Here is a 24,187-nt window from a genome sequence, read left to right on the forward strand (position 1 = left end):
TCATCCAGTCTCAAGCTGCCTAGGGGAAGGGTATGAGATCGTTGCCATCATTCAGTCCCCAGCTGCCTATGGGATGCGGAGGATACGCAGGTTCAGTGTCAGTCTTTTTCTTGAACTTGAGACGACAGACGAGGATGCCATCAGTAATGTGGTGATTGCGCGAACACTTAATAAAATCCGTGAACCATTTCTCGCCTTGTTTTACCCATGCGTGTTTGGCTGAAGATCCCCAGGCGCAAATGATTCGGACATTCTGTGATGAGGTTTTTGAGGACTCTAGGATTGTTTCAAGGGTTTCTTTGAAAATCTGTTCGAGATTTGGTCCTGTCCAGTCATTGATGCGTTGCTGAACTGCATCGCTATTCTTGTCGATAATGGGTACAAGGTTCATCATCGTAAGACGCTGCGTGTTGTCCAGCTCGGTGTTGTGGAGCCACCCTCCCACTATAAGTGTCGTCTGGTCCGTTGCCGGCACCCACCCACTCTCGGTTTGGACCCGTCCTGAAAAAGCACGTGCGTTCGAGGGATTCATCCCGATCACGACAACATGATCGCCCTTAGGTTTTTCTGGGCGATAGTGCGTTAATAGCAACCGAAGTTCATTTGGCTTCGCGGGGTCAGGAACGATCTCAAGACTCGGGCTGGACTCGTTGTTAACGCGCGCAAAAATCGAGTGGCCTTTGAGCTTCTGATCAGGGTCTTCCCTTTCTAGAGCTTCTTTGAGTGCGGTTTTCCAACTATTTCGCGTCATGGATTCATTTTCCTGATTCTTGAGGGGGATTTCAATGGGGTTTCTTTCCTGGCTGCGTGGCGATTCCGCTCGTAAGGCTGACCACCATGCCCTGACGGGTGGTGGGTACTCGTTCTTTTTCGGAGCGACCTCATCGGGTCGTCCGGTAACGGAGCGCTCTGCGATGCAAATGACCGCCGTCTACTCGTGCGTGCGTATCCTCGCCGAGGCGATTGCTGGGCTGCCGTTACAAGTCTATCAGCAGAGTGCTGATGGTGCGAAGGTGAAGGCGCTCGATCATCCGTTGTATCGGCTTCTTCATGATGAGCCGAACCCTGAAATGACATCCTTTGTCTTTAGGGAAACTCTGATGACGCATTTGCTTCTTTGGGGTAATGCGTTCGCCCAAGTGCTGCGCAACGGTAAAGATGAAGTGATTGGCTTGTATCCGCTCATGCCGAACCGCATGACCGTGGGAAGGGATGAGGCCGGGCGACTCTATTACGAGTATCAGCGTACGTGGGACGAACCAACCGGGCGATTTGAAAACGTCACCCTGGCCGCCCGCGACGTGCTCCATATTCCAGGGCTGGGCTTTGACGGGCTGGTTGGCTATAGTCCGATTGCGATGGCGAACGCTGCCAAGCACGCCGCCATCACCACAACCCTGAATGATCTGGCGGGCGAACCTGTGAGAGATTTTCAGCCCGCGCAGTGGAGCGCACTCATCGACCACGCCATCGTCACCGAGGATACGATCCGGTTCGTGTTCCGAGTTGGCGAGGAAGTGACGATCTGGCTCTAGGGGTGAAAACGCTAGCTTGCAAGGCAGTTGTTGCCGATGTTTTCGCAAGTTCGACATGAATACCCTGACAACAATCAGTGTTACGCAAAGCTGGTGCAGTGTTTTACTAATAGCACGTTTTCGATGTGCGCGGTACCGTATAAGGGAAACGGTGGTCACAGATATTCAAGTCACAAGGGAGTGATAAATATGGAAACGAGGAGAATTTTCGCTTATGTGGGCACTGGATTAGCTACCGCTGGGATGCTTGCCGCTACGACAGCAGGCCCAGCTTTGGCAGTTGAAGGATCTACAAATCTGAATGCTTACCGAGTTAGTCATACTCTAGGAGATAATAAACCTGCTGTGGCGGCGGATAAGGGTATCATTCTCACAGATTTTGAAAGGCAATCTATAATCGACGAGTTTGTCGACTACGGCGTTAATGACTCTATTGCACGGGCACTCGTTGAGAAGTATGAATCTGGTCAGTTGCTGGATTCAATGAAGTCAGGCATGCAGCCCATATCAACTACCAGCAAGGACTTGGGGGACGTTGTTGAAGTCATACGAACGTATTCTGATGGTTCCATCGCGGTAGAGACTACCTCTAACCTAGAAGCAGCCAAGAAGGAATCCATTACTAATAGCGCTAACGAGACACCACAATTCCGTAGCGTTTATGGATGCAAATATTCATCTGGTGGTAATTATGCAAGTTACTGGAAGAATTGCACGGCAGATGTAAATCTTGTTGTTGTGAGAATGGGGTTCTTGTTTGATTATCAATCGATTCGCGATATCGGTAGTAAGATCACTGGTTACCGGTCATACTTTCATCACATTTTTGGAGGGTCGCTCAGTAACTTTCGGTTTGACCGCATAAGCAACACGCAAGTCCGTCTGTCCGCAGATTTTGATGTGGCGTTTAAGGGATTCCCAGCGGGATGGACCGCTTGGATGCAGGCGAATGTTAATGGCTCAACTGCATATACGACCAATAACTAACCCGAGATTATTTAGGAAGGAAAACTGACATGAATGCGGCTGTGTTTTCAGGATCTCTAGCGATCATTGTGTCTATTATGGTAGCTATCGCTTTGATCGTCCTATGTGTTGGAGTATGGAGGTATATTCATTCGAAGAAAAAGGATTGATTCCTGATCGTCACTATCACTTTTCGGGCGGATGGCTTAGGTGGCTGTTCGCCCGAGAAGTATTAGTGCGTTACTAGCAGTGGCGTGCTGCTAGTATCCAGCTTTGAGTGCGGTGATGGTGAGTTCGCCGCGGTTGGTAAAGCCTGTGGCTGTGAAGAGTTCGCTGATGTAGGCGCGTGTCGTTGCTTCGGTGATGTTGAGTTCTTTAGCGATGGTTTTGTTGGGTTTGGCTTTGATGACGAGGTTAAAGACTGCGCGCAGATAGCGTGGCAAGTGCTCGATTGTGTCGATGAAATCTTGGTATTTTTCTTGGTTCGCTTGGGCTTTTATGTAGGCTTCCGCAAGTATTTGCGTGGGGCGGGGGCTAATGACATTCATACCTGCGTGTGCTTGCTTGATAAGTTCGGCAAGTTGCGCAGCAGGAATGTCTTTTGTAAGGAATCCGCGTGCGTTCGCTGCTAGTGATTTGGCAAGGGATTCTTCGTGTTCGAATGCAGTGAGCATGACGATGGCGATGCGCGGGTATTCTTGGGAGAGGATTTTCGCGGTGGAGATTCCGTCAAGAATGGGCATATCGACGTCGATAAGTGCGACATCGGGCTGTGCGCGTGAAATCGCCGTCAGCGCTTCGGACCCGTTTGCCGCTGTTGCTACAACGCTGATGCCATCTTGATGGTTCAGTAGGTTAGCAAGGCCACTACGGACGATTGCGTCGTCGTCAGCGATCACGATTCGGAGTGATTCAGTCATTGGTTTCTCATCTCGAATAGGGGATTGAGGCGATGATGACCCATTCGTTGTCGTTATGAACGAACGTAAGGCTCCCGCCGCTGGCTTCGATGCGTTGTCGAAGGTTAGAAAGTCCGAAACCGCCTGTTATTGACCCTGCTTGAGGTAAAGCAGCAACATCGTTTCGCATAGTGAGGCTAAGAATCTCTGGGGCTAACTCGATAATGAGATCAACATTGCTTGCGGACGGCGCGTACTTGAGCGCATTTGTAGCAGATTCGCGCACGAAGAGCGAGGCTAGAGTGGTGGTTTCTCGATCGAGCTTGGCATCGAGGTTTGCCTCACTATCAGTGCTTAGTGTGATGGAACGAGTGGTGAGCATCTGTGCCGACATCGCAATGGACCGATCTAGGCTATGTCGGTTTGCCAGAACATCAAGATCCAAGATGATAGGGCGAATTCGACGGGCCATGTTTTGCACTATGTCTGCTAGGGGAACGAGCTCGTTGGCGAGATCGGGATGGTTGAGTGCGATATTTTGTGTGGTAATCGAGATTCGAGCCAGATCTTTTGCGATGGTGTCATGAAGTTGTGTGGCAAGATCCGCACGAATTGCGGTGCTGGCTTCCTGGGCTGCGCGGAGTTGTTGAGCAGACGTGTGTATTTTGCGAACCAGAGACCGCAGCACCAAACCTGTTGAAGAGATCAGCGTAAACATCACTAGTGTGCTGATGATCTGGGAACTCATACGGGAACTGGAGTTGACGAGTAGTATCCCAACGGCGGCTAGCGTAGCGAAAGCTGGAATCATCCAGCCTCGAATAATCCAAGCGATGCAGATAATGTAGACCCCAAGTACAGGAAACGTGAGGTCTGCGGTAGCAGGCCAGTAAGAAGTTGCTGCGAAGCAGATCATGTACAGAATCTGCGCGACGGGTGTCCACGCGCTTGTCGCGAGGAGTGTTCCAAAGGTGAGAATAATCCACAATTGTGGACGATCAAAAGCAGTAACTGAGGGATTGATTAATCCTTCTGCAAACACGAATATTACGGCAATAAGCGGATACGTGAAATTGCCTAACAGGTGTAATGGAAATGCATCTGACGGGAGAGCTTGTACTGTTTGCCGGACGCGCCAGTTTGTCTTACTTATGGGCACTCTTACATTCTGACAGATTTGGGAATAAAAAGCACTTCACGGGCTTCCACGTCGGCAAAAGGGCGGTGATTGCTAACTCGTGAGGGGTGAATCCGTTAGCAGAATCGGTTGTTACGGGTAATGGGAACATTGTGAGCCCCATACTCAGAACCAGACTTGTCATTCCTAATCTCCAGGAATACGGCGAAAAATTCACGAGACACTCCTTAGCTCTCTCCGCTTGCGCAGAACACTCTCGTGGAAACGGCATTCTCTCGTGAGTGCTCTCTGCTTGTACAAATGAAGTTTAGCGGTGCCGTAGTAAAGGAAAACACTGATGTTCGTTAGGGGGCGATCTACTCTGACGAATATCAGTGTGACACGATGATACGTGAGTGCCCTACTTATTGATTTATCAGCAAGATTACTGGATCTCGCCCCCGTATTAGAGATGGTTGACCAAGGAATACGAGGTTCTTCATGAGTGCACGGTAAGCAAATCAGGGTAAATACTCAATTGCGGTACCGAACACTTGCTGCTGATAGAAAAGGAGTAACGCCCTTTATTCAAAGTGCTGATGCACAAGCATCAACAGGATTCTTAGTTGTTTAAAACTGCAACAGATAGAAAACATAGTGAATCGGAAGCGTTTCCGCAGGTCAGAGCTAACGCGCTATACACTCGCTAACGCAAGCGATTTTTCACACCCTCCTAAGCGATACTCGCTAACGCAAAAGGGCACTTATCATTTTCGACGTCATAGTGGAGCGGGTGACGGGAATCGAACCCGCCTCTGCAGCTTGGGAAGCTGCCATTCTACCGATGAACTACACCCGCATATTGCGAAGCAACCACTTCACTATACAACGTTTTTCTCTCTACGTCACATCTGACGCAAAGGGTTATTACACAAATACATTTACGGACGTTCGCCAACCTCAGTCAAATACGTCAACACTGCTCGAACACGGCGATTATCTTCCCCCGGAGGAAGATCCAGCTTCGTAAACACATTCGCTACATGCTTCGATACAGCCGCCGCAGACAAAAAGAGGACCTCTTGAATCTGCGAATTAGACAAGCCACGCGCCATCAACTCCAACACTTCACGTTCACGCGGAGTCAAACCAGCCAACGCTGTAGAACGCCCCCGAACTAGCCCCGCCGCAACATCAGGATCAACCACTACGCCACCGCCGGCAACCATAGTCAACGATGCAACAAAATCCGTAATCTTCGATACCCGTTCCTTCAACAAATACCCAATACCACCACGCGCCAAGCCATCATCCGAACTAAACAACGCAGTCGCATACGCCGGAGCAACATACTGAGACAACAGCAACACAGCCAAATCCGGGAAATCATGCCGAAGTTCAGCTGCCGCACGCAATCCATCATCGGTCAAAGTAGGAGGCATCCGAACATCGGTAAGAACAACATCGATCACACCACCATCGTTGAAAATCCTACGAACCCCAGCCACTAAATCAGGTGCATTTTCCGCATGGCCCACAATCTCAAATCCAACCCGTTGCAAAATCCCAGAAAGGCCTTCGCGCATGAGAGCAGCGTCGTCGGCAATAAAAATTTTCATACCCTCACTCCTTAACATCATCCAAAACCACAGACGATTCACCCGTCCGCAACAACAGCGGAATCTTACCCTGCACAACCGTAGGCCCGCCCGCCGGCGATCGCACATCTAAACTGCCTCCAAAAGCAGCCAACCGCTCGCGCATCCCACCCAACCCGTGCCCCGGCTTAACGACCGCTCCACCTGGCCCCGTATCCACAATGGACACCAGCAGATCAGTATCGGCAGCTAACATCACGCTCGCGGAAGCATGAGGCGCATATTTCGCCGTATTCGTCAACGCTTCAGCCACCAAAAAATAGGCCGCAGCCACCACACCCTCCGGCAACTGTGGCAGCGGGTGCGGCACATTCACTCGCACGTTTACCTCACTGCGCTCCGCCGCATCACGAACCGCAGATTCCAGCCCCATATCCGAAAGAATTTTCGGATGAACATTGTTTACCGTTTCACGCAAGGACGCCAAGCCCCGTTCATTGGCGGACTGGGCGCGCGAAATAATCGCTGGCAGATCTGCCAACTCTGCCGGCAGATCTGCCATTGCTACCACCAGCTCCATCTCTCCCAAAGCCATCCCGGTAGCCACAATGTACTGTTGGGCGCCATCGTGCAGATCACGTTCGATGCGGCGGCGCTCGATCTCAAACGCCGCAACGATCTCCCGGCGGGATTCAGTCAGTTTGGCGATTTCTTCTGCCACAGGACGTTGCCTGTGCTTCTTGGATAACCACATGGAATCTATCGTACGGGGAAGATGAGGCGAGTGGAGGGGTGCTCTACTTCGCGGTGGGGCTGGGCCAGGAGGTATCTGGAGTATCCGGGGCTGGATCAGGAGGTATCTGGGGTATCCGGGGCTGGATCGGCGACCAGGAACACAGCAGCGCCCTATATCGCCCTCCTGTTCTCCCAGCCGCCGATCGGGCGCCGCCTGGAAGATAGAAAGGTGCTGGTAAGGAGGGAGGCCTCGGAAAAGGAGGGATAAAGGTAGACTTAGCTCTACCGAAAACTAGAGAGGTAGCACCATGGTGCATGGCGGTGCATGGCGGGCAGAATAAACACTATGAACGAAATGAATCTCCGCGGACGCGGTTTACACAAGACTTATGGTGACGTCAACGCACTTGCTGGTGTTGATATTGATATTGCACATGGTGAACATGTGGCGATTATGGGCCCATCGGGTTCGGGCAAATCTACGCTTCTCCATGTACTTTCAGGAATTCTTACCCCGGATGAGGGGCAGGTAACGATCGGTTCTATTGCCGTGTCTGGCCTAAATGATGCCAAGCGATCGGAGTTGCGCCGCCGCGTGCTGGGTTTCGTATTTCAAGATGGCCAGCTGGTTCCGGAGCTAACTGCCCGAGAAAATGTGGCGTTCCCGTTACTTCTTACGGGTATTTCGCGCCGTAAAGCAATGAAAACAGCAGATAGTTGGTTGGAGCGGCTAGGCGTTCGTAGCCAAGCGAATAAACGGCCGGGTGAAATGTCTGGCGGTCAGGCCCAACGTGTTGCGATTGCGCGTGCGCTGGTGCATGATCCTGCCGTTTTGTTTGCAGATGAGCCCACGGGGGCGTTGGATCAGGCTACAGGCCACGAAGTGATGCAGCTACTTACTGCTACCGCGAAGATGAATGGCACCACGCTTGTTGTTATTACGCATGATACAAAAGTTGCATCGTGGTGTGAGCGTTTGATTGAAATTCGTGACGGGTTGATTCACTATGATGGGGCGGTTACGCGATGAATACGTTCGGTTTAGCGGGTATGCTTACCCGAGCCCGGCTTCGTGCGCGGTCTGGCACTGGTGTGTTGGACGTGTTGGCGGTTGTGGCTTTTTCTTTTTCGTCGTGGCTCACGCTCACAACGTTGGGTGGCGTTTACATGTTCTGGCACAATACTGATGCGGTGAATGCGGCTGTGGCTTCGCGTTTTGGTGAAGGTATTTTGAATGATGGCCTGGGGCAGTCGTATTTTGCGTTGGCGGTTGTGGCGCTTGCTTTGCTTACGGTTCCGTTGTTATCGTTGGGCGGTGCCGCTGCGCGTTTGGGCGCTGGTGGCCGTGAGAGGCGTTTGGCGTCGTTGCGTCTGATTGGTATGAGCTCTCGTCAAGTGCTAGGCATGTCGGTTCTTGAGAGTGTTTTGCAGGCGTCGCTTGGTTTTGTGATTGGTCTTGTGGCGTATTTTGGTTCGCTTCCTGCGTGGAAGATGTTGACGTTTGGGACGTTACCGATTAATCCGTCTCAGATGTTGTTGCCTTGGTGGGCATTGTGTGCGACTTTCTTCCTTATGGCGGTGATTGCTGCGCTTTCTACCGTTATTGGTTTGCAACGTGTGTCTATTTCGCCTTTGGGGGTTGCACATCGCATTATTCCACCGAGTGTAAAGATGTGGCGGATGGCTGTTTTGGCAGCGACTCTGGTGGGGGTGTTGTATATGACGTCACTCTTTTCGCCTAGCCAGGTTGCAGTTGGTCAGATTATTTCGATTGGCGTTACGTTCTTGCTTTTTATTGGCGGGATTTCGTTTGCGGGTCCGTTGTTGATTCAGTTGACGATGCGTCCGTTGGTTCTCACGTCTTCTCCTGCTCTTTTGGTGGGGATCCGTCGTGTTGTGTCTGATTCGCGCGGGGCGTGGCGCAATATTAGTGCGATCGCGTTGATGGGTGTGGTGGCGACGTTGGCTTCAACCCTATCGTTTGTGACTTTGAGTCAGGACGTCGATAGCACTGGGGCGAGTATTCAGGAAATGATCGCGCATGATATTCGGCAAGGTGTGATGATTGCGTTTGCTTTCGCGTTGATTATTGGCGCGGTATCAACGTTGATCCACCAATCGTCGGATGTGTTTGATCGTGCTGGGGAGGCGCGTACGTTAGTGCATGTGGGAACGCCGGTTACTACGTTGATTCGGGCTCGTTTTATTCAGGTGTTGTTACCTTTGGTTGCAGTTTCGGCGATTTTGGTTGCGCTTTCGTTGCTTCCTGCGTTGGCGAATCCGGTGTTGAATAATTGGTCGAATTTGAATGTGATGGGTGTGATGATTTTATCCGGGCTTGTCCTGACTGCGCTTTCGGTTGCGGTTACCATTCCGATTCAGTACCAGGTTGTGTATGAGCGGGTGCGCCGTAACGATTAGGTTGTGAAATGGCGTCAGTCTTCGAGCTGGCGCCATTCGAGTGTGATTCCGGCAGTTTTGCGTAGGTGGTTGTAGGCGTAGTCGGCGCCGTCTTCGATTCCGTCGGCTACGTCTTCGCCTCCAGAAACTATATCGATGACGATCGCGTTCGGCGTTGATTCGTTCACGTTTGGGTAGATAGCCCATCCGCCTCGGCCAGCGATTCCGTTGGCGTCTGTTGGAAGGGAGCGGATGTAGGAGGTGACTGCGGTGCGAAGTTTTGCTGGATCATCATCTTTGATGATTAAGCGTAATGTGCGTGTGCCGAGTGAGTTGTGTGACCACACCCAATCGTAATCGAGCTTGTAGCGTATAGGTTTCATTGGTGGTCCTTTCGTGTGTGTCCTCATTTTAATATCAGTTCTTTGGTCCTGCATGAAGCGCGGGGGATCTAGTATAGTGTTCTGTGATAGCAAATAATATTGTTCCCTGCATTCAAACAATGTGGGGAATGGGTTTTGGTGGCGTCGGCAGTTGTGACGGCTGCGAATTCACACCACCTTATAGCCACCACAGTGGGGCCGCGCTCTTCCCGACGCGGCCCCACCATTTTGTTCACGCATTACGCCATTGTGAAAAGATTGACTAAGTATGTGGGGAAGAGGAGTCTGGATAGAAGAAAATCTGATACCGATGGTGTTGGTGTCGGCTGGTACGCTGATCTTCGGGTGGGGTGTGTTTCGTATTTGACATGATCGCCGCCAGCGCAATACAGGCAAAATTCTTCTTCTTGGTTTGGTGATGATGTGGTTGTATGGCACGGCTTTGCTTTATAACATGAGTTCGCATGCTGGGGGTAGTTCTGGGTTTTGGCGGTGTGGCGGCGAGTATTTTTCTCGTTTTTTTGGTGAGTTTTGCGCTTGTTGTGAATGGTTATTATGTGATGAAGCGTGAGGGGTTTCAGTTTCGCATTCGTTGCCGTTATTTGCTGGGTTGGCTGTGTTTGCTGGGTATGGCTTGGTGGTCTGGAACATGTTCCAGTGGAGTAATCAGCCCCAATTATCATCGTGACAGTGTGGTATGTGTCCGTGGTTTTGGGCGCCGGTCTGATTGGGGAGCGTGTGAGTCCACTGCTTGCGTCGCGTTTGGATCGTGGGATTGCGGTTGCGCGGTCTGCGGGTGCGGGAACGATTGTGTGTTCTGGCGGGCAGGGGCCTGATGAAGTGGTTTCTGAAGCGGAGGCGATGGCACGGTATGTGGAGAGCGTTGCGCCGGGCGAGTTTCGTTTGTTGAAGGAAGATAAATCGACGACGACGCAGCAGAATCTTTGCTTCAGCTTAGCCTTTATCGAATCCGAGTTAGGGGATGGGCAGAAGGTCGCTGTGGTAACCAGCAATTATCATGCGTTGCGTGCGGGTGGTTTTGCGCGCAGGTTGGGGCTTGATTGGAATGTTTTTGGCGCCCCAACCGCGATGTACTATATTCCTACCGCGTTTTTGCGGGAGTTTGTGGCATCGATGATGTTTAACTGGAAACTTCACACAGCGCTCATTGGAGGATTCACTGTGATGATTGTGTTGCTCCAGGTTTAGTAGTTAGGTGTTTGGGAACCGAGCCACTGATCGAGCCCGTCTTCTACTTCTGAGAAGAGCATTTCTTCTTGCGTTGCAAGCGCACTCATGAAGCCTGCTTCGATTGCGTCTGTGACTGACGAATCGCCAATTCCCACAATAATGATATGAGTGTGGGCTTCTGAGGCGTCCCATTCTCCTGCGGATGAAATCGCAACTTGGCCACCTAAAGCATCCCAAGAGCAAATAGTGGACGGGCGGGAGGCTAGCCAGAAGCAACCACGTGCACACACGCCATGGCTTCCAAGGCTTTCTGCGAAATCGAACAGGCGCTCTGGATGGAATGCGCGTTCCGAAGTGAGGTCAAGAGTCCACGTTCCGTGGCCATCTGGGCCACCCCAAGCTTGCACGGTGGCGGGGTGGATGCGTTCGAGTGCTGCGTGTGGATCGTGTGTAATTCCTTGCGTGATGGCAAGGATGTTATCTTCGAATGGATCGGCCATGAGGGTATCGTGTGCCCGCAGATGCTCTACCAGTTCGCCACCTTGAGTATCATGTCCGCCGGTTAGGAGGATAAGATCTGCATATCCTAAGTTAAGGGCATGGATTTCGGCAAGGCACCGTTCGTCATCTGGAGTCAGTCCTGCTTCGTGTTCAGCCACTGGAATATGGGTGAGAAGTTCGGTGGTGGCGTTAGTTGAATCAATAGCGTGCATGACTGTTCCGAGTTGCATGTTGATAGCGTGTAGCTCATTAGCTAAACCGGGGCAGAGGTGTGCTAATTCGATTCCTGCGGGAAGGAAGAAGTAGTGATCGTTACTTGTGGCGCCCTCTAGGAATTCGATCATGCCGGCTCGCACAGCACAGGTGATGCAACTTCCATTCAGGTTTGTGGTGAAGCGATCGCCGGTAGCGGATGTGATGGAGAGAATGCCGATGTGGTCAGCTTCGTCGTCGTTAATCTCAATACGTGCGTGCCACGTAGCGGAAGGATCGGTGTTTAACGCGAGCCCAAGGACATCGGTGAGCAGGGGATCGGTACAGGAAATCACGTGAAGAGTGTGCGTGTTCATATCGCCCTTTCGGTGGACAGCAGTTGTATTAATGAGAACTATTCTCTATTATTGCAGAGTAAATATGTGAGAACAATTCTCAAGAGGTGATGTAGATGGCAAAGCGATCCAAGATCGTAGCCGATCAGCGCCGGCGTGAAACTGTAGCAAAGTATGCGGAGCGCCGAGCAGAACTTAAAAAGGCGTCTGTGGACGTAAATTTGTCCGCGGAAGAACGCGAGGCTGCGATGGCGAAATTGCATGCCCTACCGCGAAACGCATCCCCAACACGGTTGCGTAACCGTGACGTGGTTGATGGCCGCCCGCGTGGTTTTGTTGGAAAATTCGGGCTTTCCCGCGTGCGTTTCCGCAAGATGGCCCACGAAGGCCTTTTGCCAGGCATCACCAAGTCGTCCTGGTGAAAGGGGACCGGAATAATGAAAGTCCGTGCATCGTTAAAAAGTCTGAAAAATCAGCCAGGTTCTAAAGTGGTTCGCCGGCATGGCCGCGTGTACGTCATCAATAAATTGAACCCGAAATTTAAGGGAAGGCAAGGATAATGGCCACATACTGCCAGGTTACCGGCCGTAAGCCGCAGTTTGGTAAAACGGTTTCGCATTCACATAAGCGCACTAGCCGCCGTTTTAATCCAAATCTGCAAACCAAGAAGTATTATGTTCCATCGTTGAAGCGGACAATCTCCTTGACTGTTTCTGCGAAGGGTATCAAGACTATCGATTCTAAGGGGATCGAATCTGTTGTTGCTGATTTAAAGCGACGCGGAGAATTGTGAGGTAAAAATGGCTAAGGCAGCTGACGTCCGTCCGATTATCAAGCTCGTCTCAACAGCGGGTACTGGTTACACCTATGTGACCAAGAAAAACCGCCGCAACACCCCAGATCGTATGGTGCTTAAGAAGTATGATCCGGTTGTGCGCAAACATGTTGAATTCAAGGAATCACGCTGATACTGCTTGATCTTTCGTGGTGTTGATGAGGCCCGCAGGAAATCCTGCGGGCCTCAAACATGCTCTAGTTTACGTGCGGGTTAGACGTTTTCTTCTAGTACGAGAAGAAATGAGAGCTGCCGGTTGTCAGTGGTTGCGGCGGCGGAGAGCTGCTGCACCGCCAAGGGTTGCGAGGGCCGCAACGCCTGCAAGTGCGCCAACGGTAACGCCGGTCTTGGCGAGTTCGCCCTTCTTAGCGCGGCACTCTTCTTGAAGTTCTTCAAGGGGTGTCTCACAATGTTAAGTTGACTGATCACGGCAGAAGCCTTGAGAAGTTAAGGAAAAGTCCGGGTGTTGGGGTGCCGTGTAAAATGTGTGAACTCGCAAACAAGCGGAGTGGTCTCGCGGGAATTCTTCAGGAGATAAGTGAAAGGGTATGAAAAGAGCGAGTGACGAGAATCGAACTCGCGTCATCTGCTTGGAAGGCAGAGGCTTTACCATTAAGCTACACTCGCTTTGCCGGCCTAAACCGACTCCGTAATAATAGCAGGTTCCATTCTAGGGATGCAAAAAATCCCGCTTCAACGTGATCCGAGCCTCAAAAATGAATCTGATTAGGTTTTTTGAAAAAACTTGTCTAAAGTTTTTAGAGCAGACGGGATATAGCGCAGGTTGGTAGCGCGTCCGCTTTGGGAGCGGAAGGTCGTGGGTTCAAATCCCGCTATCCCGACCATGTGAAGTCCCCCGACATATGCGCACATATGTCGGGGGACTTTTTATGTTTTGGTCTGGTGTTTTCGGGTGGGGTGGCTGTTTTTGGGTGTGGATGTTTCGCGCCATGTGTCCGGTAGGGGACACTTTCTCTTGCTTGTGCCATAGCTAGAACTAGTGGCTACGCCTGAGATTCTTCTGATTTTCCTATCGCTCATAGAGCGGGCGCATACTCTAAAATCACTCACTGGTGGTCTGGTGGGAAAGTTGTTGAGGAACTGCTGAAAGATCTGAAAGGTAAGATGTAAGGAATCTTCTTACCAGATCCTTTCAGGGAAATGAATAATATATTGCTGAGACTCTCACGGTCTCTTCTGCGTCTTCGCTCTCTCATAAATAGCAATGAGTTACCCTAAAGAGGTTTTTATTAATGTTTGTGCGTAGATTCTTATTCCTTATATATAGGAAAGCTAGTCCCTAGTTAATCGACTGGTTGTGTAGATAGGGGCACCATCTTTCGGTCACTCCTAAAGGAGATGAAGGATCATTGGCTCCATTCATATTCTGTGTCTACATTCATGCGTGCGAACTCACTATAAAACCTCGGAATGTTTTATCATGGAACGGTATGCGCAAACGCAACGTGCCCCTCCGGCGTCGTTACGTTAAAGGCTGGAAATGAAAGCCTCGCGCCTCGATCAGACGTTCGCCACCGCGGCGAACCCAATGGGCTTCGGCCCCCGACAAACGTGAGTGGAGAAATCCCAGTGAAGAATTCCGTTGAGTACCTCAGCGAGACCCGCGTCAAGCTTGCCGTCGAAGTAACGGCTGAAGAATTTGCCCCAGAATACGAGAAGGCCGCCAAGACCCTCGCAAAGCAGGTCAACATTCCAGGCTTCCGCCCAGGTCACGCGCCACGCCGCATCCTCGAAGCCAAGATCGGCAAGGGCTACATCATTGAACAGGCCATCAACGATGGTATGGACAAGTACTACCAGCAGGCCGTTGCCGAAGCTGACGTGTTCCCAATGTCCCGCCCAGAAATCGCTATCGACGAAGTCCCAGAAATGAAGGGCAAGGGTGACACCACCGCCCTCAAGTTCACCGTTGAAGTTGATGTACGCCCAGAAATCATCCTCGCAGACCCAGCCACGCTCACCGTGAAGGTTGCGTCCGTTGAGGTTTCTGACGCTGACGTTGACGCAGAACTCGACGCCCTCCGCGAACGTTTCGCAACACTCAACACTGTTGAGCGTGCAGCAGCCAAGGGCGATCACGTGACCATCGATATGGTTGCCACGATCGACGGCGAAGAAATCGACGACGTTGCAGGCATCTCCTACAAGATTGGCGAAGGCAACATGCTCGCTGGTCAGGACGAAGCCCTCACCGGCGCAAAGGCTGGCGACGAAGTTGAATTCACCGCCAAGCTCATGGGTGGCGCACACGAAGGTGAAGAAGCACAGGTCAAGATCACCGTTCACACCGTCAAGGAATCCGTTCTTCCAGAAGCCGACGACGAATTCGCTCAGCTCGCTTCCGAATTCGACACCCTCGACGAACTCAAGGAAGACCTGCGTAAGGCTGCAGGCAAGAACAAGGGCAACGACGCCGTGGCAGAAGGCACCCAGAAGCTTGCTGACGCGCTGCTCGAAGCCGTCCAGTTCCCACTCCCAGAATCCGTTGTTGCTGAAGAAGTGAAGAACCACCTCGAACGCGAAGGCAAGGAAGCAGACGACGCTCACGGCGAAGAAATCCGTGGCGAAGTTGAAGGAGCACTCCGCACCCAGCTTCTCCTTGACGCATACGCCAAGGCATTCAACGTTGACGTTGCACAAGACGAACTCATCGAGTTCCTCGTGTCCCAGGCACAGATGTACGGCATGGATCCAAACCAGTTCATCCAGGCTGCAGCACAGACCAACCAGATCGGCGCATTCGCCGGCGAAATCGCCCGCAACAAGGGCCTCATCGCAGCTCTGCGTTTGGCAAAGGTTGAGGACGAAAACGGCACCGTCATTGACGTAACCGACATCCTCGGCGAAGCTCCAGAAGGCGAAACCGTGCCAGACTTCTCCGCACAGGAAAAGAAAGTCAAGGTTGTTGCCAAGTCCGAAAAGAAGGCTGACAAGGTAGAGGAGAAGGCTGAAGCTACTGCTGAAGCTGGCGAATTCGATCCATCCGCTCACAAGGTTGACGAAGTCATTGCCTACATCGAATCTGCTGACGACGCCGAAAAGGCACGCGTACTCGACGCCGAAAAGGCTGGCAAGGCCCGCAAGACCATCATGGCACTTGCTGACTGATTATTAGTGCCACGGGGAAGGGCCGCGTTCGCGCGGCCCTTCCCTCATCTTCCAACGCCATGAGCGAAAAGTGATGGGCAATCAAGGAAAGAAGACCGGTAGCACGGTACTCTCATATATGGATGTGTGAGCGCCATGCAAGAAAACTTTTCTGCCTCTAACGCCACTCATGAAGAAGCACGGCATAAACGCCACAACGAAGGGGAATACGTGACTACCACGCCACAGCTCGCCGGAGGCAGCTCCAACGGCCTCGGACTCGGCGATTCAATCTACAACCGACTCCTCAAAGAGCGCATCATCTGGCTTGGCGATCAGGTCAAGGATGAGAACGCCAACATGATCTGCGCCCAGCTGCTCTTGCTTGCCGCTGAGGATCCAGAAAAAGACATCTACCTCTACATCAACTCGCCAGGCGGCTCCGTTACCGCAGGTATGGCAATTTTCGACACCATGCAATACATCAAGCCAGACGTGGCAACCGTGGGCATGGGCCTTGCGGCATCCATGGGGCAGTTCCTCCTCACGGCAGGCGCCAAGGGCAAGCGTTACATCACCCCACACACCCGTGTCCTGATGCACCAGCCACTCGGTGGCGCTGGCGGTACCGCAACCGAAATCCGTATCAACGCCGATCTCATCCTTCAAATGAAGCAGGAACTTTCCGAACTCAACGCGAAGCACACTGGAAAGTCCGTAGAACAGATCCTCGTTGACTCCGATCGTGACCACTGGTTCACCGCACGCGAAGCACTCGAATACGGCTTCGTGGATCACATTATCGAAGACTCATCATCCGTAGTTGGCGGCGGCGGAGTAGACCGCAATGCAGCCGAACTAGGCGAAAACTGAGGAAGGACACGCACATGATCAACCCGAATCAGATGATGGGCTCAATGATGCCAGGCGGCACCGCACCAATGATGCCATCCAACCGCTACATCCTCCCAAACTTTGAAGAGCGCACACCATACGGCTACAAGCGCCAAGATCCATACGCGAAGCTATTTGAAGATCGCATCGTGTTCCTTGGTGTTCAGGTGGACGATGCCTCTGCTGACGACGTCATGGCACAGTTGCTCGTCTTGGAATCAATCGATCCAGAATCGCCAATCACCATGTACATCAACTCGCCAGGTGGATCCTTCACTGCGCTCACCGCGATCTACGACACGATGCAATACATCAAGCCACAGATCCAGACAGTATGCCTTGGCCAAGCAGCCTCCGCGGCAGCAGTCCTTCTTGCTGCTGGCGCACCAGGCCGCCGCCTCGCGCTGCCAAACGCGCGGGTGCTCATCCACCAGCCAGCCATGGAAGGCGTTCAAGGCCAAGCTTCCGACATCGCCATCGTGGCAGATGAAATCGATCGTATGAACGACTGGCTGATCGATACACTCGCCGCACACAGCGGCCGTGATCGTGAACTTATCAAGAAGGATATTGCCCGTGACAAGATCCTCACAGCACAGCAAGCCAAGGAATACGGCCTGGTCGATCAGGTACTTACCTCACGCAAAGCCGTAAACCCACAAATTGCACAGTGATTAGCACAGAACAACATGCATAAACCCAAGGTGACGGGGCTGGACGTAACGTTTGGCCCCGTCGTCGTTGTCCAATACACGCCCAAAACCCAAACACTTCCCACCGCGCCAAATATGGTGTGGAATAGAAGCTGAACAAAACTTGCAACGAATGGAGACTTCCCGTGACACGCACGGCCGACGCGGCAGACACCCTCAAGTGTTCCTTCTGCCAAAAAAGCCAGCGCCAGGTGCGCAAGCTCATCACAGGATCGGGAGTCTACATTTGCAACGAGTGTATCGAACTCTGTAATGAAATCATCGAAGAAGAATTTGGCAACGATGCCCAAAAACATGATGAAAAACCGCTACCAAAACCCGCCGAGATCTTCGAATTCCTCAACCAATACGTGGTAGGGCAAGAACGCGCCAAACGAACACTCGCTGTGGCAGTGTACAACCACTACAAGCGAATCCGCTCACAACAAGGCTCATCGCTCGCGAAGCAATCACCAAACGACGTTGAAATCGGCAAGTCCAACATCCTCCTGATGGGGCCAACTGGAACCGGGAAAACCTATCTGGCACAATCGCTCGCCAAAATGCTCGATGTTCCATTCGCAATTGCTGACGCCACCGCGCTCACTGAAGCCGGATACGTAGGTGAAGACGTAGAAAACATCCTGCTCAAACTCATCCAGGCGGCAGGAGACGACGTCGAACGCGCCCAACGTGGCATCATCTACATCGACGAAATCGACAAAATCTCCCGCAAATCTGAAAATCCATCCATCACCCGCGACGTATCGGGCGAAGGCGTGCAGCAAGCCCTCCTAAAAATCATCGAAGGAACCGTTGCATCCGTGCCTCCGCAGGGCGGGCGCAAACACCCGCAACAAGAATTCATCGACATCGATACGTCCAACGTGCTGTTCATCGTTGCCGGGGCGTTTGCCGGGATGGAAGATATTGTTTCCTCACGCACCGGGCGGCGAGGCATCGGGTTTGGCGCCAAACTACATGAAGCCGATCACGGAGCAGAAGTCTTCCGCGAGGTCACGCCGGAAGATCTCCACAAATTCGGCATCATCCCCGAACTCATCGGGCGCCTGCCAATCATCACCAACGTTGAAGAACTCACCGTAGACGACCTCGTACAAATCCTCACCACCCCCAAGAATGCCCTGCTCAAGCAGTACCAAAAAATGTTCGCTCTAGACGGGGTGATTCTGGATATGACGCCGGCCGCGTTGCGGGCGATCGCCGAGGAAGCGATCGCCCGAGGCACCGGAGCACGCGGTCTTCGCTCTATTATGGAAAACCTGTTGCGCGAGCTCATGTTCGACATCCCGTCGCGCGATGATGTGGAACGGGTTGTTATCGACGAAGATGTTGTAGCCGGGGATGCTGAGCCGCGCTGTGTTCTTCGCGGCGCTAAGGGACAGACTGCTTGAGCAACCGGAGGGAAACTGGAATAGAAGGTTGGGGTAGTGAAACAATCGCGAGTGACGATGCGGGATATCGCAGAGCATCTGAATATTTCAGTATCCACAGTTTCTCTCGCGTTACGTGACGATCCTAGATTAACGTTAGAAACGAAAGAACAGGTTCGTTCTATAGCTAACGATCTGGGATATCGCCCCGATATCACTGGCGCGTTATTGCGGACTAACCATCCGCGGATCATTGGTGTTGTGGCGGAATTGACCCAAGAGCTTCATTCCGAATACGTGTTGCACATGCAGCAGGTTGCAAGCGAGTATGGATATCACATCGTTGCTGAGGATGTTGGAGTTTCTGGTGGATATAAAGAGGCTCTTGAGCGTTTAGCACAATTCCGAATTAGTGACACGATTGTTGTCAATCCGTATTCGTTAGCTCAAGTACCGGAAAGTCTTGAGCCTTCGCTTGTTATTGGGCAATGGTCGCCATGGATCAACACCGATTTAGTGACATCGTCAAATGAACGGGGCATGGAAGAACTTCTTGCGCATCTAAAAGAACAGGGATATCGTAAGGTTTTTTATCTTGATGGTCCTGATGGTATTTCGGCACAAGTGAGGAAGAGCGCATTAGATGCTGCTGCCGCCCGAGAGGGCATAGGTGTTAAACGGGTTGCAGCCGGAAACCAGGTTGATGATGGATACCAGTCAGTTCATGAGCTGATGAGCCAGAATCTCCTACCGGATAGGCGCGACATGTTGCGCGATATACACGATCCGGTTGCTCTTATTTGCTATAACGATCAATGTGCTCAAGGAGCAGTCATGGCATTGGTACGTTCTGGAATTCGCGTGCCTGAGTATGTGGCAGTTGCAGGTTGTGACAATTCGTCTATTGCGAAATCTCGCGCTTTCGATCTCACATCAATTGATCGGAGAGCACACTCTATTTCCCAGATCGCTATTAAACGAGTGATTGAGCGTAGATCGAAAGCACAGATTGAAACGTGTCAACATCGCGTTGATGGGTATGCGGTGATTCGGGGCAGTACACGTCGTCGTTGATGAGACGATAGCGCATTGGCTCAATCGGAGATGCGCATTTTACCTATTTGTAAAACCTTAATTCTGTATGTCTGAACAATTAGAATTTGCTTATTGACTCTATTCAATCGTTTGAATATTATTTAAGTGTCACATCGTGACGTGTAAATGTCATGTTCATTCATTCTCAATGAAGAGAAAGATACAACAAAGGAGTTGTAGGCGCATGAAAAAACGTACTCTCTTTGCCATAAATAGACGCGAATCAGCAGGACTTGCTCTGCGCGAGCAACGGAAAAAGTGGCTGTCTGAATTTGTCAAAGTTTATTCTGTGCTCGTGATCGGATACGGAGCATTTTATCTTCTTCGCACAAACTTTAAAGCAGCTCAACCGGAATTGATGAGCCAGGCTGGATTCTCAACGACAGAGCTAGGGCTAATCGGATTCGCATTCTCTTTAACGTATGGGTTTGGCGGTCTGTTTTTGGGCTTCTACTTTGACGGGAAAAACACGAAGAAAGCACTGGGATTCTTAGTTACTGCGGCCGGACTTTTATCGGTCATTATTGGCCTTGTACTTATGACGATGCGTCATCCGTACGGATTTTTGATCTTACTATGGTCAATTAATGGCCTATTTCAAGCGCCAGGAGGCCCTTGCTCGAACTCAACAATGAACCGGTGGACTCCACGAAAAATGCGCGGACGTTTTATCGGATGGTGGAATGCGTCTCACAACTTAGGTGCAATGATCGCAGGAATTTTAGCCGTATGGGGAGCTAATACTTTTTTTGAAGGATCTGTTGCGGGAATGTTCATCGTTCCAGGTGTTGTTGCCATCCCAATCGGAATCTGGGCCTACTATTATGGAAAAGATGATCCTGCAGAATTAGGCTGGAACACCCCAGAAGAGATTTTTGATGAGCCACGGGCACATGTAGATACCGTGTCAACAGAGATGACTAAGGGACAAATTCTCTATCGATATGTTGTGAAGAACCCGGCCGTATGGTTGTTATGTATTGCTAATGTTGCAGCCTATACGGTCCGTATTGGTATTGATAATTGGAATGTTCTCTATACTCAAAGTGAGCTTGGCTTTTCTCAGTACACAGCTGTAAATACAACATTCGCGTTGGAAATTGGTGGCTTATGCGGCTCGCTTCTCTGGGGATATTTCTCCGATAAACTCGGCGGACGTCGCGCATTTACCGCAGCCATCGGTATTGCGTTAGTTATTTTCCCCATTTGGCTATACTCATATGCTACGACTCCGGTAGTGGTTTATTCTGCACTATTCTTTATCGGCTTCTTAATTTTTGGACCGGTCACTCTGATCGGAATTTGTGTCATTGGTTTCGCACCGAAAAATGCCACTGTTGTGGTCAATGCAGTTCCTAGAGCATTTGGGTACGTCTTCGGCGATTCGATGGCAAAAGTTCTATTAGGACGTATCGCAGATCCCCAAAAGGACGGTCTGACACTATTTGGGCATGTTTTTCACGGTTGGGGCTCAACCTTCACTGTGCTCATCATCTCGGCTTGCCTTGGATTAGTATGCTTGTCTATCGTCGCATTTTTTGAAGAACGAATGTTGCGTGAGGATAAGCGAAATTCTGCCGTGTGATAGTTTGCAATTAACATAGGAGGGGTTATGAATACCGATCTAACTCATAGAAACTTACGTGACATAGCAATCGACGTTGTGAAAGAGGCAAGTAACATTGCATCGAATCCTGGCATGAAGCTTGCTGTCTCTACCAAAACATCACGAAACGATCTGGTTACGGCAGTCGATAAAGAAATCGAAGAATATATTGCAGAACGCCTTACAGAGAAAACAGGCTATCCGCTCCTTGGGGAAGAGAGCCATACGATCGATACATTTTCGGGGCGGGTCTGGGTGCTCGATCCGATTGACGGGACGATGAATTATATAGAAACTCATCGAGATTATGCTATCTCATTGGCACTATGTGAAAACGGTATACCAGTGGTAGCTGTTGTAGCAGATGTTGCTGGAGCGAAAATATATACGGCTATTCGAGGTGAAGGAGCCTACTGTAACGACGAGGCCATTTCTGAGGTCCAAGACGATCGAGACTACACAGACGTAGTTATCATTACAGATCTTAAAGAAATATGTGCTCTTCCGCGGCTCGAAGAAATTTTACGAGAATCGCGTGGGCATAGGCGCTATGGTTCTGCAGCCTTGGAACTGGTTGAAGTGGCGTCCTCTCGTGCAGGTGCCTTTGTTCACCTTTGGGTGTCTCCGTGGGACATAGCTGCTGCGCTCTTAATCTGTCAGGAAACCGGAGTCAACATCACTCGGATTGATGGGACTCCTTTGGATGTTCGATATAAAGGATCGATTCTTGCGGGATGGCCAAAGGTTCATTCTGGAATTCATCAGCGTCTGATTGTTCAACCGTGAGATAACGATATGTGGGACGATTAGCTTGTGCTAATCGTCCCACATATCAGCGTACGGTTAAAGAAAGCCAACCCAATTATTCGCCGTAGATCTCCCGGACCTTACCCGCGAACGCTTCAAGAACAACATTGCGCTTTAGCTTGAGCGATGGGGTGAGGTATCCATTCTCTACCGTGAAATCCGTTGGGAGGATCGTGAACTTGCGGATGGATTCTGCGCGGGAAACCTTTTCATTCACGCGCTTCACTGCACGATCGATAGCCGCGAACACTTGCGGATCCTTCACCGCATCAGCCACGGTCATGGATGGGAGGTTGTGGTTAGCTAGCCACTGTGGCAGCGCCTCAGCGTCCAGCGTTACAAGCGCGCCGATGAACGGCTTCTGATCGCCAACAACAACCACCTGCGAAATGATCGGGTGGGAGCGCAAACGATCTTCAAGTTCAGCTGGAGCCACATTCTTACCACCCGCAGTAACGATCAGTTCCTTCTTGCGGCCGGTGATCCAAACGAAATCGTCGTCGTCAATACGGCCAATATCGCCGGTGCGGAACCAGCCGTCTTCAGTGAAGGCGGCCTTCGTGGCTTCGGGGTTGTTGCGGTAGCCACGGAATACGTGATCACCCTTGATAAGGATTTCGCCATCCTCAGCGATCTTCACGTAGCAGCCTGGGTAGGCTGGGCCAACAGACCCAACGCGCATGGCGTTCGAACGGTTCACCGTGGTTGGGGCAGAGGTTTCGGTTAGGCCGTAGCCTTCCAGTACAGTCAAGCCGATGCCGCGGAAGAATGAACCGAGGCGTTCGCCTAATGGTGCACCGCCCGAAATCGCGTATCGCAACTTGCCGCCCGTGATTTCACGTAGCTTGGAGTACACCAGCTTGTCACCTAGACGGTGCTGGGCAGAAAGCTTGGCGGATGGTCCTTCTGGCGTGCCGAGTGCACGCGAATATTCGATAGCTACCTTGGCGAACGTACGGAACAAGCGCAGTTTCACGCCCTTGCCAGCCTTCGCATCAGCAGAATTGTAGATCTTTTCGAAGATACGCGGAACAGCCAGGATGAAGGTTGGCTTAAACGATTGCATGTCTGCCACGAGGTTCTTCGTGTCGCAATATCCGACTGTGGCGTTGGCGAACATGGCAACAAGGTTAATAAAGCGCGCGAACACGTGGGCTTGTGGCAGGAAGAGCAGGGTACGGGATCCCTTGTAGGAGATCACGTTAGTGAGGCCTTCATCGATCGGGCCGTTCATGGCAACATGAAGCACGTTGCGGTGGGTGAGTTCGGCGCCCTTTGGACGGCCGGTGGTGCCGGAGGTGTAGATGACGGTCCAGAGATCGTCGGCCTTAAGAGAATCGATACGTTCGTCGATGATGTGATCGTCTGCCATAGAGCCGCGATCGGAGATTCGCCCCTGGGCATCTTCGGAAATCACGAAAATATCTTCGAAGTGATCGAATTTGGCTAGGACGGGGGAAAGTACGTTATACATTCCTCGGTTTTCAACCACGGCGAAGCGAATGTTGGCATCTTCAACGATCCATTCTGCTTGCGATGTGGAGGAGGTTTCATAGATTGGGATGGAGTGAGCGCCTGCGAATTGGATGGCGAAATCGAAGAGGGTCCATTCGTAGGACGTGTGTGCCATGATTGCGATGCAATCGCCTGGTTTGACGCCCATGGCGATGAACCCGCGGGCAAGTGCGCGTACTTCTTCGATGAGTTGGTGCCAGGTGACTGGGACCCAGTTGTTGCCTAGGTTGGATTTACGTTCGATCACAACTTGTTTCGCGCGTTCTTCACCGAAGCGGCGGATGGTTCCTGGAACTGTCATGCTTTCGGAGATTTTGACGAGTCCGGGGATGAAAGCAACGCCCTCATCTTCAATAAACTTGCTCACG

24 protein-coding genes, 3 tRNA genes and 1 pseudogene are annotated in these 24,187 nt (G+C 51.4%); 17 read left to right on the forward strand and 11 right to left on the reverse strand.

Translation table 11 applies throughout. The features are described 5' to 3' along the window. Window positions 1-19 precede the first annotated feature (19 nt). Window positions 20-751, reverse strand: coding sequence for a DUF1643 domain-containing protein (locus ARCH_RS02665; protein WP_013169763.1), 732 nt, complete (start codon window positions 749-751; stop codon window positions 20-22). A 34-nt stretch (window positions 752-785) separates the two neighbouring features. Here ARCH_RS02665 and ARCH_RS02670 point away from each other — a divergent pair, with 34 nt between their 5' ends. Together ARCH_RS02670 and ARCH_RS02675 are read left to right on the forward strand one after the other, a co-directional pair. Next, the gene (locus ARCH_RS02670; protein ID WP_013169764.1) at window positions 786-1,535 is read left to right on the forward strand and encodes a phage portal protein; all 750 of its coding nucleotides are present in this window, start codon (window positions 786-788) and stop codon (window positions 1,533-1,535) included. A 216-nt stretch (window positions 1,536-1,751) separates the two neighbouring features. Then, window positions 1,752-2,522 (forward strand): hypothetical protein, encoded by a 771-nt coding sequence (locus ARCH_RS02675; protein WP_197712417.1) that lies wholly within the window; start codon window positions 1,752-1,754, stop codon window positions 2,520-2,522. A gap of 239 nt (window positions 2,523-2,761) precedes the next feature. Here the strand turns inward: ARCH_RS02675 and ARCH_RS02680 are convergent, their stop codons facing one another. The 5 genes from ARCH_RS02680 to ARCH_RS02700 all read right to left on the reverse strand — a co-directional run bounded on the left by ARCH_RS02680 (window position 2,762) and on the right by ARCH_RS02700 (window position 6,869). Further along, a complete protein-coding gene (locus tag ARCH_RS02680; protein WP_013169767.1) occupies window positions 2,762-3,421 on the reverse strand; it encodes a response regulator transcription factor in 660 nt (219 codons plus the stop codon). 7 nt (window positions 3,422-3,428) lie between these two features. After that, window positions 3,429-4,316 carry a sensor histidine kinase gene (locus ARCH_RS09290; protein WP_138975051.1) on the reverse strand — a complete coding sequence of 296 codons (888 nt, stop codon included), beginning with the start codon at window positions 4,314-4,316 and terminating at the stop codon, window positions 3,429-3,431. Between the two features lie 986 nt (window positions 4,317-5,302). Then, a tRNA-Gly gene (locus ARCH_RS02690) sits at window positions 5,303-5,376 on the reverse strand. An 82-nt stretch (window positions 5,377-5,458) separates the two neighbouring features. Then, window positions 5,459-6,136, reverse strand: a complete 678-nt coding sequence (locus tag ARCH_RS02695) for a response regulator transcription factor (RefSeq protein ID WP_013169770.1) — start codon at window positions 6,134-6,136, stop codon at window positions 5,459-5,461. 4 nt (window positions 6,137-6,140) lie between these two features. Further along, the gene (locus tag ARCH_RS02700) at window positions 6,141-6,869 is read right to left on the reverse strand and encodes a sensor histidine kinase (protein ID WP_013169771.1); all 729 of its coding nucleotides are present in this window, start codon (window positions 6,867-6,869) and stop codon (window positions 6,141-6,143) included. A gap of 327 nt (window positions 6,870-7,196) precedes the next feature. Here ARCH_RS02700 and ARCH_RS02710 point away from each other — a divergent pair, with 327 nt between their 5' ends. Both ARCH_RS02710 and ARCH_RS02715 read left to right on the forward strand, forming a co-directional pair. Next, a complete protein-coding gene (locus ARCH_RS02710; protein WP_041640323.1) occupies window positions 7,197-7,880 on the forward strand; it encodes an ABC transporter ATP-binding protein in 684 nt (227 codons plus the stop codon). Then, window positions 7,877-9,271, forward strand: a complete 1,395-nt coding sequence (locus tag ARCH_RS02715) for an FtsX-like permease family protein (RefSeq protein WP_013169773.1) — start codon at window positions 7,877-7,879, stop codon at window positions 9,269-9,271. Before ARCH_RS02710 ends, ARCH_RS02715 begins: the two co-directional genes overlap by 4 nt. Before the next feature lie 14 nt (window positions 9,272-9,285). On the opposite strand, the gene ARCH_RS09295 is transcribed toward ARCH_RS02715, so the two are convergent. Next, entirely contained in the window at window positions 9,286-9,633 is a 348-nt protein-coding gene (locus ARCH_RS09295) for a hypothetical protein (RefSeq protein ID WP_013169774.1), read from the reverse strand. 684 nt (window positions 9,634-10,317) lie between these two features. On the opposite strand from ARCH_RS09295, the gene ARCH_RS10185 reads away from it, so the two are divergent. After that, on the forward strand, window positions 10,318-10,842 hold the full coding sequence (locus tag ARCH_RS10185; protein ID WP_049765806.1) for a YdcF family protein: 525 nt from the start codon (window positions 10,318-10,320) through the stop codon (window positions 10,840-10,842). Here the strand turns inward: ARCH_RS10185 and ARCH_RS02730 are convergent. Continuing rightward, window positions 10,839-11,894, reverse strand: coding sequence for a CobW C-terminal domain-containing protein (locus ARCH_RS02730; protein WP_013169775.1), 1,056 nt, complete (start codon window positions 11,892-11,894; stop codon window positions 10,839-10,841). The genes ARCH_RS10185 and ARCH_RS02730 overlap by 4 nt on opposite strands. A gap of 95 nt (window positions 11,895-11,989) precedes the next feature. On the opposite strand from ARCH_RS02730, the gene rpsN reads away from it, so the two are divergent. From rpsN to rpmG, 4 genes are read left to right on the forward strand one after another with little or no spacing between them, the layout of a single operon-like run. Further along, window positions 11,990-12,295 carry a 30S ribosomal protein S14 gene (gene rpsN / locus ARCH_RS02735; RefSeq protein ID WP_013169776.1) on the forward strand — a complete coding sequence of 102 codons (306 nt, stop codon included), beginning with the start codon at window positions 11,990-11,992 and terminating at the stop codon, window positions 12,293-12,295. A 15-nt stretch (window positions 12,296-12,310) separates the two neighbouring features. After that, window positions 12,311-12,433 (forward strand): type B 50S ribosomal protein L36, encoded by a 123-nt coding sequence (gene ykgO / locus ARCH_RS09620; protein ID WP_013169777.1) that lies wholly within the window; start codon window positions 12,311-12,313, stop codon window positions 12,431-12,433. Then, window positions 12,433-12,666 (forward strand): 50S ribosomal protein L28, encoded by a 234-nt coding sequence (gene rpmB / locus ARCH_RS02740; protein ID WP_013169778.1) that lies wholly within the window; start codon window positions 12,433-12,435, stop codon window positions 12,664-12,666. The genes ykgO and rpmB overlap by 1 nt, the downstream gene beginning before the upstream one ends. A gap of 7 nt (window positions 12,667-12,673) precedes the next feature. Next, a complete protein-coding gene (rpmG, locus tag ARCH_RS02745; protein WP_013169779.1) occupies window positions 12,674-12,841 on the forward strand; it encodes a 50S ribosomal protein L33 in 168 nt (55 codons plus the stop codon). Between the two features lie 126 nt (window positions 12,842-12,967). Here rpmG and ARCH_RS10440 read toward each other — a convergent pair. Together ARCH_RS10440 and ARCH_RS02750 are read right to left on the reverse strand one after the other, a co-directional pair. Next, a pseudogene (locus tag ARCH_RS10440) lies at window positions 12,968-13,054 on the reverse strand (LPXTG cell wall anchor domain-containing protein); the annotation flags it as partial. 210 nt (window positions 13,055-13,264) lie between these two features. Continuing rightward, a tRNA-Gly gene (locus tag ARCH_RS02750) sits at window positions 13,265-13,335 on the reverse strand. A gap of 141 nt (window positions 13,336-13,476) precedes the next feature. On the opposite strand from ARCH_RS02750, the gene ARCH_RS02755 reads away from it, so the two are divergent. The 8 genes from ARCH_RS02755 (at window position 13,477) to ARCH_RS02790 (ending at window position 22,283) form a co-directional block, all read left to right on the forward strand. Then, a tRNA-Pro gene (locus ARCH_RS02755) sits at window positions 13,477-13,553 on the forward strand. Window positions 13,554-14,298: 745 nt separating this feature from the next. After that, on the forward strand, window positions 14,299-15,837 hold the full coding sequence (gene tig, locus ARCH_RS02760; protein WP_013169780.1) for a trigger factor: 1,539 nt from the start codon (window positions 14,299-14,301) through the stop codon (window positions 15,835-15,837). Between the two features lie 135 nt (window positions 15,838-15,972). Further along, complete coding sequence (locus tag ARCH_RS02765) at window positions 15,973-16,689, forward strand: ATP-dependent Clp protease proteolytic subunit (RefSeq protein WP_013169781.1); 717 nt, start codon at window positions 15,973-15,975, stop codon at window positions 16,687-16,689. A 14-nt stretch (window positions 16,690-16,703) separates the two neighbouring features. Next, window positions 16,704-17,384: an ATP-dependent Clp protease proteolytic subunit gene (locus ARCH_RS02770; RefSeq protein ID WP_013169782.1), complete on the forward strand. Its 681-nt coding sequence runs from the start codon at window positions 16,704-16,706 to the stop codon at window positions 17,382-17,384. Window positions 17,385-17,548: 164 nt separating this feature from the next. Next, complete coding sequence (gene clpX / locus ARCH_RS02775) at window positions 17,549-18,817, forward strand: ATP-dependent Clp protease ATP-binding subunit ClpX (protein ID WP_013169783.1); 1,269 nt, start codon at window positions 17,549-17,551, stop codon at window positions 18,815-18,817. Between the two features lie 36 nt (window positions 18,818-18,853). Beyond that, window positions 18,854-19,870 carry a LacI family DNA-binding transcriptional regulator gene (locus ARCH_RS02780; RefSeq protein WP_138975052.1) on the forward strand — a complete coding sequence of 339 codons (1,017 nt, stop codon included), beginning with the start codon at window positions 18,854-18,856 and terminating at the stop codon, window positions 19,868-19,870. A gap of 205 nt (window positions 19,871-20,075) precedes the next feature. After that, complete coding sequence (uhpT, locus tag ARCH_RS02785) at window positions 20,076-21,476, forward strand: hexose-6-phosphate:phosphate antiporter (protein WP_013169785.1); 1,401 nt, start codon at window positions 20,076-20,078, stop codon at window positions 21,474-21,476. Between the two features lie 27 nt (window positions 21,477-21,503). Then, window positions 21,504-22,283, forward strand: a complete 780-nt coding sequence (locus ARCH_RS02790) for an inositol monophosphatase family protein (RefSeq protein ID WP_013169786.1) — start codon at window positions 21,504-21,506, stop codon at window positions 22,281-22,283. 76 nt (window positions 22,284-22,359) lie between these two features. On the opposite strand, the gene ARCH_RS02795 is transcribed toward ARCH_RS02790, so the two are convergent. Further along, window positions 22,360-24,186, reverse strand: coding sequence for an AMP-dependent synthetase/ligase (locus ARCH_RS02795; RefSeq protein WP_013169787.1), 1,827 nt, complete (start codon window positions 24,184-24,186; stop codon window positions 22,360-22,362). Between the last annotated feature and the right edge of the window lies 1 nt (window position 24,187).

It is taken from the genome of Arcanobacterium haemolyticum DSM 20595 (assembly GCF_000092365.1).
In the GTDB taxonomy this organism is placed as follows: Bacteria; Actinomycetota; Actinomycetes; order Actinomycetales; family Actinomycetaceae; genus Arcanobacterium; species Arcanobacterium haemolyticum.

Excerpts from the sequence above, each read along its gene's own strand:
- ARCH_RS02665 (WP_013169763.1), bottom strand. The coding sequence starts at position 751 with ATGACGCGAAATAGTTGGAAAACCGCACTCAAAGAAGCTCTAGAAAGG.
- ARCH_RS02670 (WP_013169764.1), top strand. The coding sequence starts at position 786 with ATGGGGTTTCTTTCCTGGCTGCGTGGCGATTCCGCTCGTAAGGCTGAC.
- ARCH_RS02680 (WP_013169767.1), bottom strand. The coding sequence starts at position 3,421 with ATGACTGAATCACTCCGAATCGTGATCGCTGACGACGACGCAATCGTC.
- ARCH_RS09290 (WP_138975051.1), bottom strand. The coding sequence starts at position 4,316 with ATGATCTGCTTCGCAGCAACTTCTTACTGGCCTGCTACCGCAGACCTC.
- ARCH_RS02695 (WP_013169770.1), bottom strand. The coding sequence starts at position 6,136 with ATGAAAATTTTTATTGCCGACGACGCTGCTCTCATGCGCGAAGGCCTT.
- ARCH_RS02700 (WP_013169771.1), bottom strand. The coding sequence starts at position 6,869 with ATGTGGTTATCCAAGAAGCACAGGCAACGTCCTGTGGCAGAAGAAATC.
- ARCH_RS02710 (WP_041640323.1), top strand. The coding sequence starts at position 7,197 with ATGAACGAAATGAATCTCCGCGGACGCGGTTTACACAAGACTTATGGT.
- ARCH_RS02715 (WP_013169773.1), top strand. The coding sequence starts at position 7,877 with ATGAATACGTTCGGTTTAGCGGGTATGCTTACCCGAGCCCGGCTTCGT.
- ARCH_RS09295 (WP_013169774.1), bottom strand. The coding sequence starts at position 9,633 with ATGAAACCTATACGCTACAAGCTCGATTACGATTGGGTGTGGTCACAC.
- ARCH_RS02730 (WP_013169775.1), bottom strand. The coding sequence starts at position 11,894 with ATGAACACGCACACTCTTCACGTGATTTCCTGTACCGATCCCCTGCTC.
- rpsN (WP_013169776.1), top strand. The coding sequence starts at position 11,990 with ATGGCAAAGCGATCCAAGATCGTAGCCGATCAGCGCCGGCGTGAAACT.
- ykgO (WP_013169777.1), top strand. The coding sequence starts at position 12,311 with ATGAAAGTCCGTGCATCGTTAAAAAGTCTGAAAAATCAGCCAGGTTCT.
- rpmB (WP_013169778.1), top strand. The coding sequence starts at position 12,433 with ATGGCCACATACTGCCAGGTTACCGGCCGTAAGCCGCAGTTTGGTAAA.
- rpmG (WP_013169779.1), top strand. The coding sequence starts at position 12,674 with ATGGCTAAGGCAGCTGACGTCCGTCCGATTATCAAGCTCGTCTCAACA.
- ARCH_RS02765 (WP_013169781.1), top strand. The coding sequence starts at position 15,973 with ATGCAAGAAAACTTTTCTGCCTCTAACGCCACTCATGAAGAAGCACGG.
- ARCH_RS02770 (WP_013169782.1), top strand. The coding sequence starts at position 16,704 with ATGATCAACCCGAATCAGATGATGGGCTCAATGATGCCAGGCGGCACC.
- uhpT (WP_013169785.1), top strand. The coding sequence starts at position 20,076 with ATGAAAAAACGTACTCTCTTTGCCATAAATAGACGCGAATCAGCAGGA.
- ARCH_RS02790 (WP_013169786.1), top strand. The coding sequence starts at position 21,504 with ATGAATACCGATCTAACTCATAGAAACTTACGTGACATAGCAATCGAC.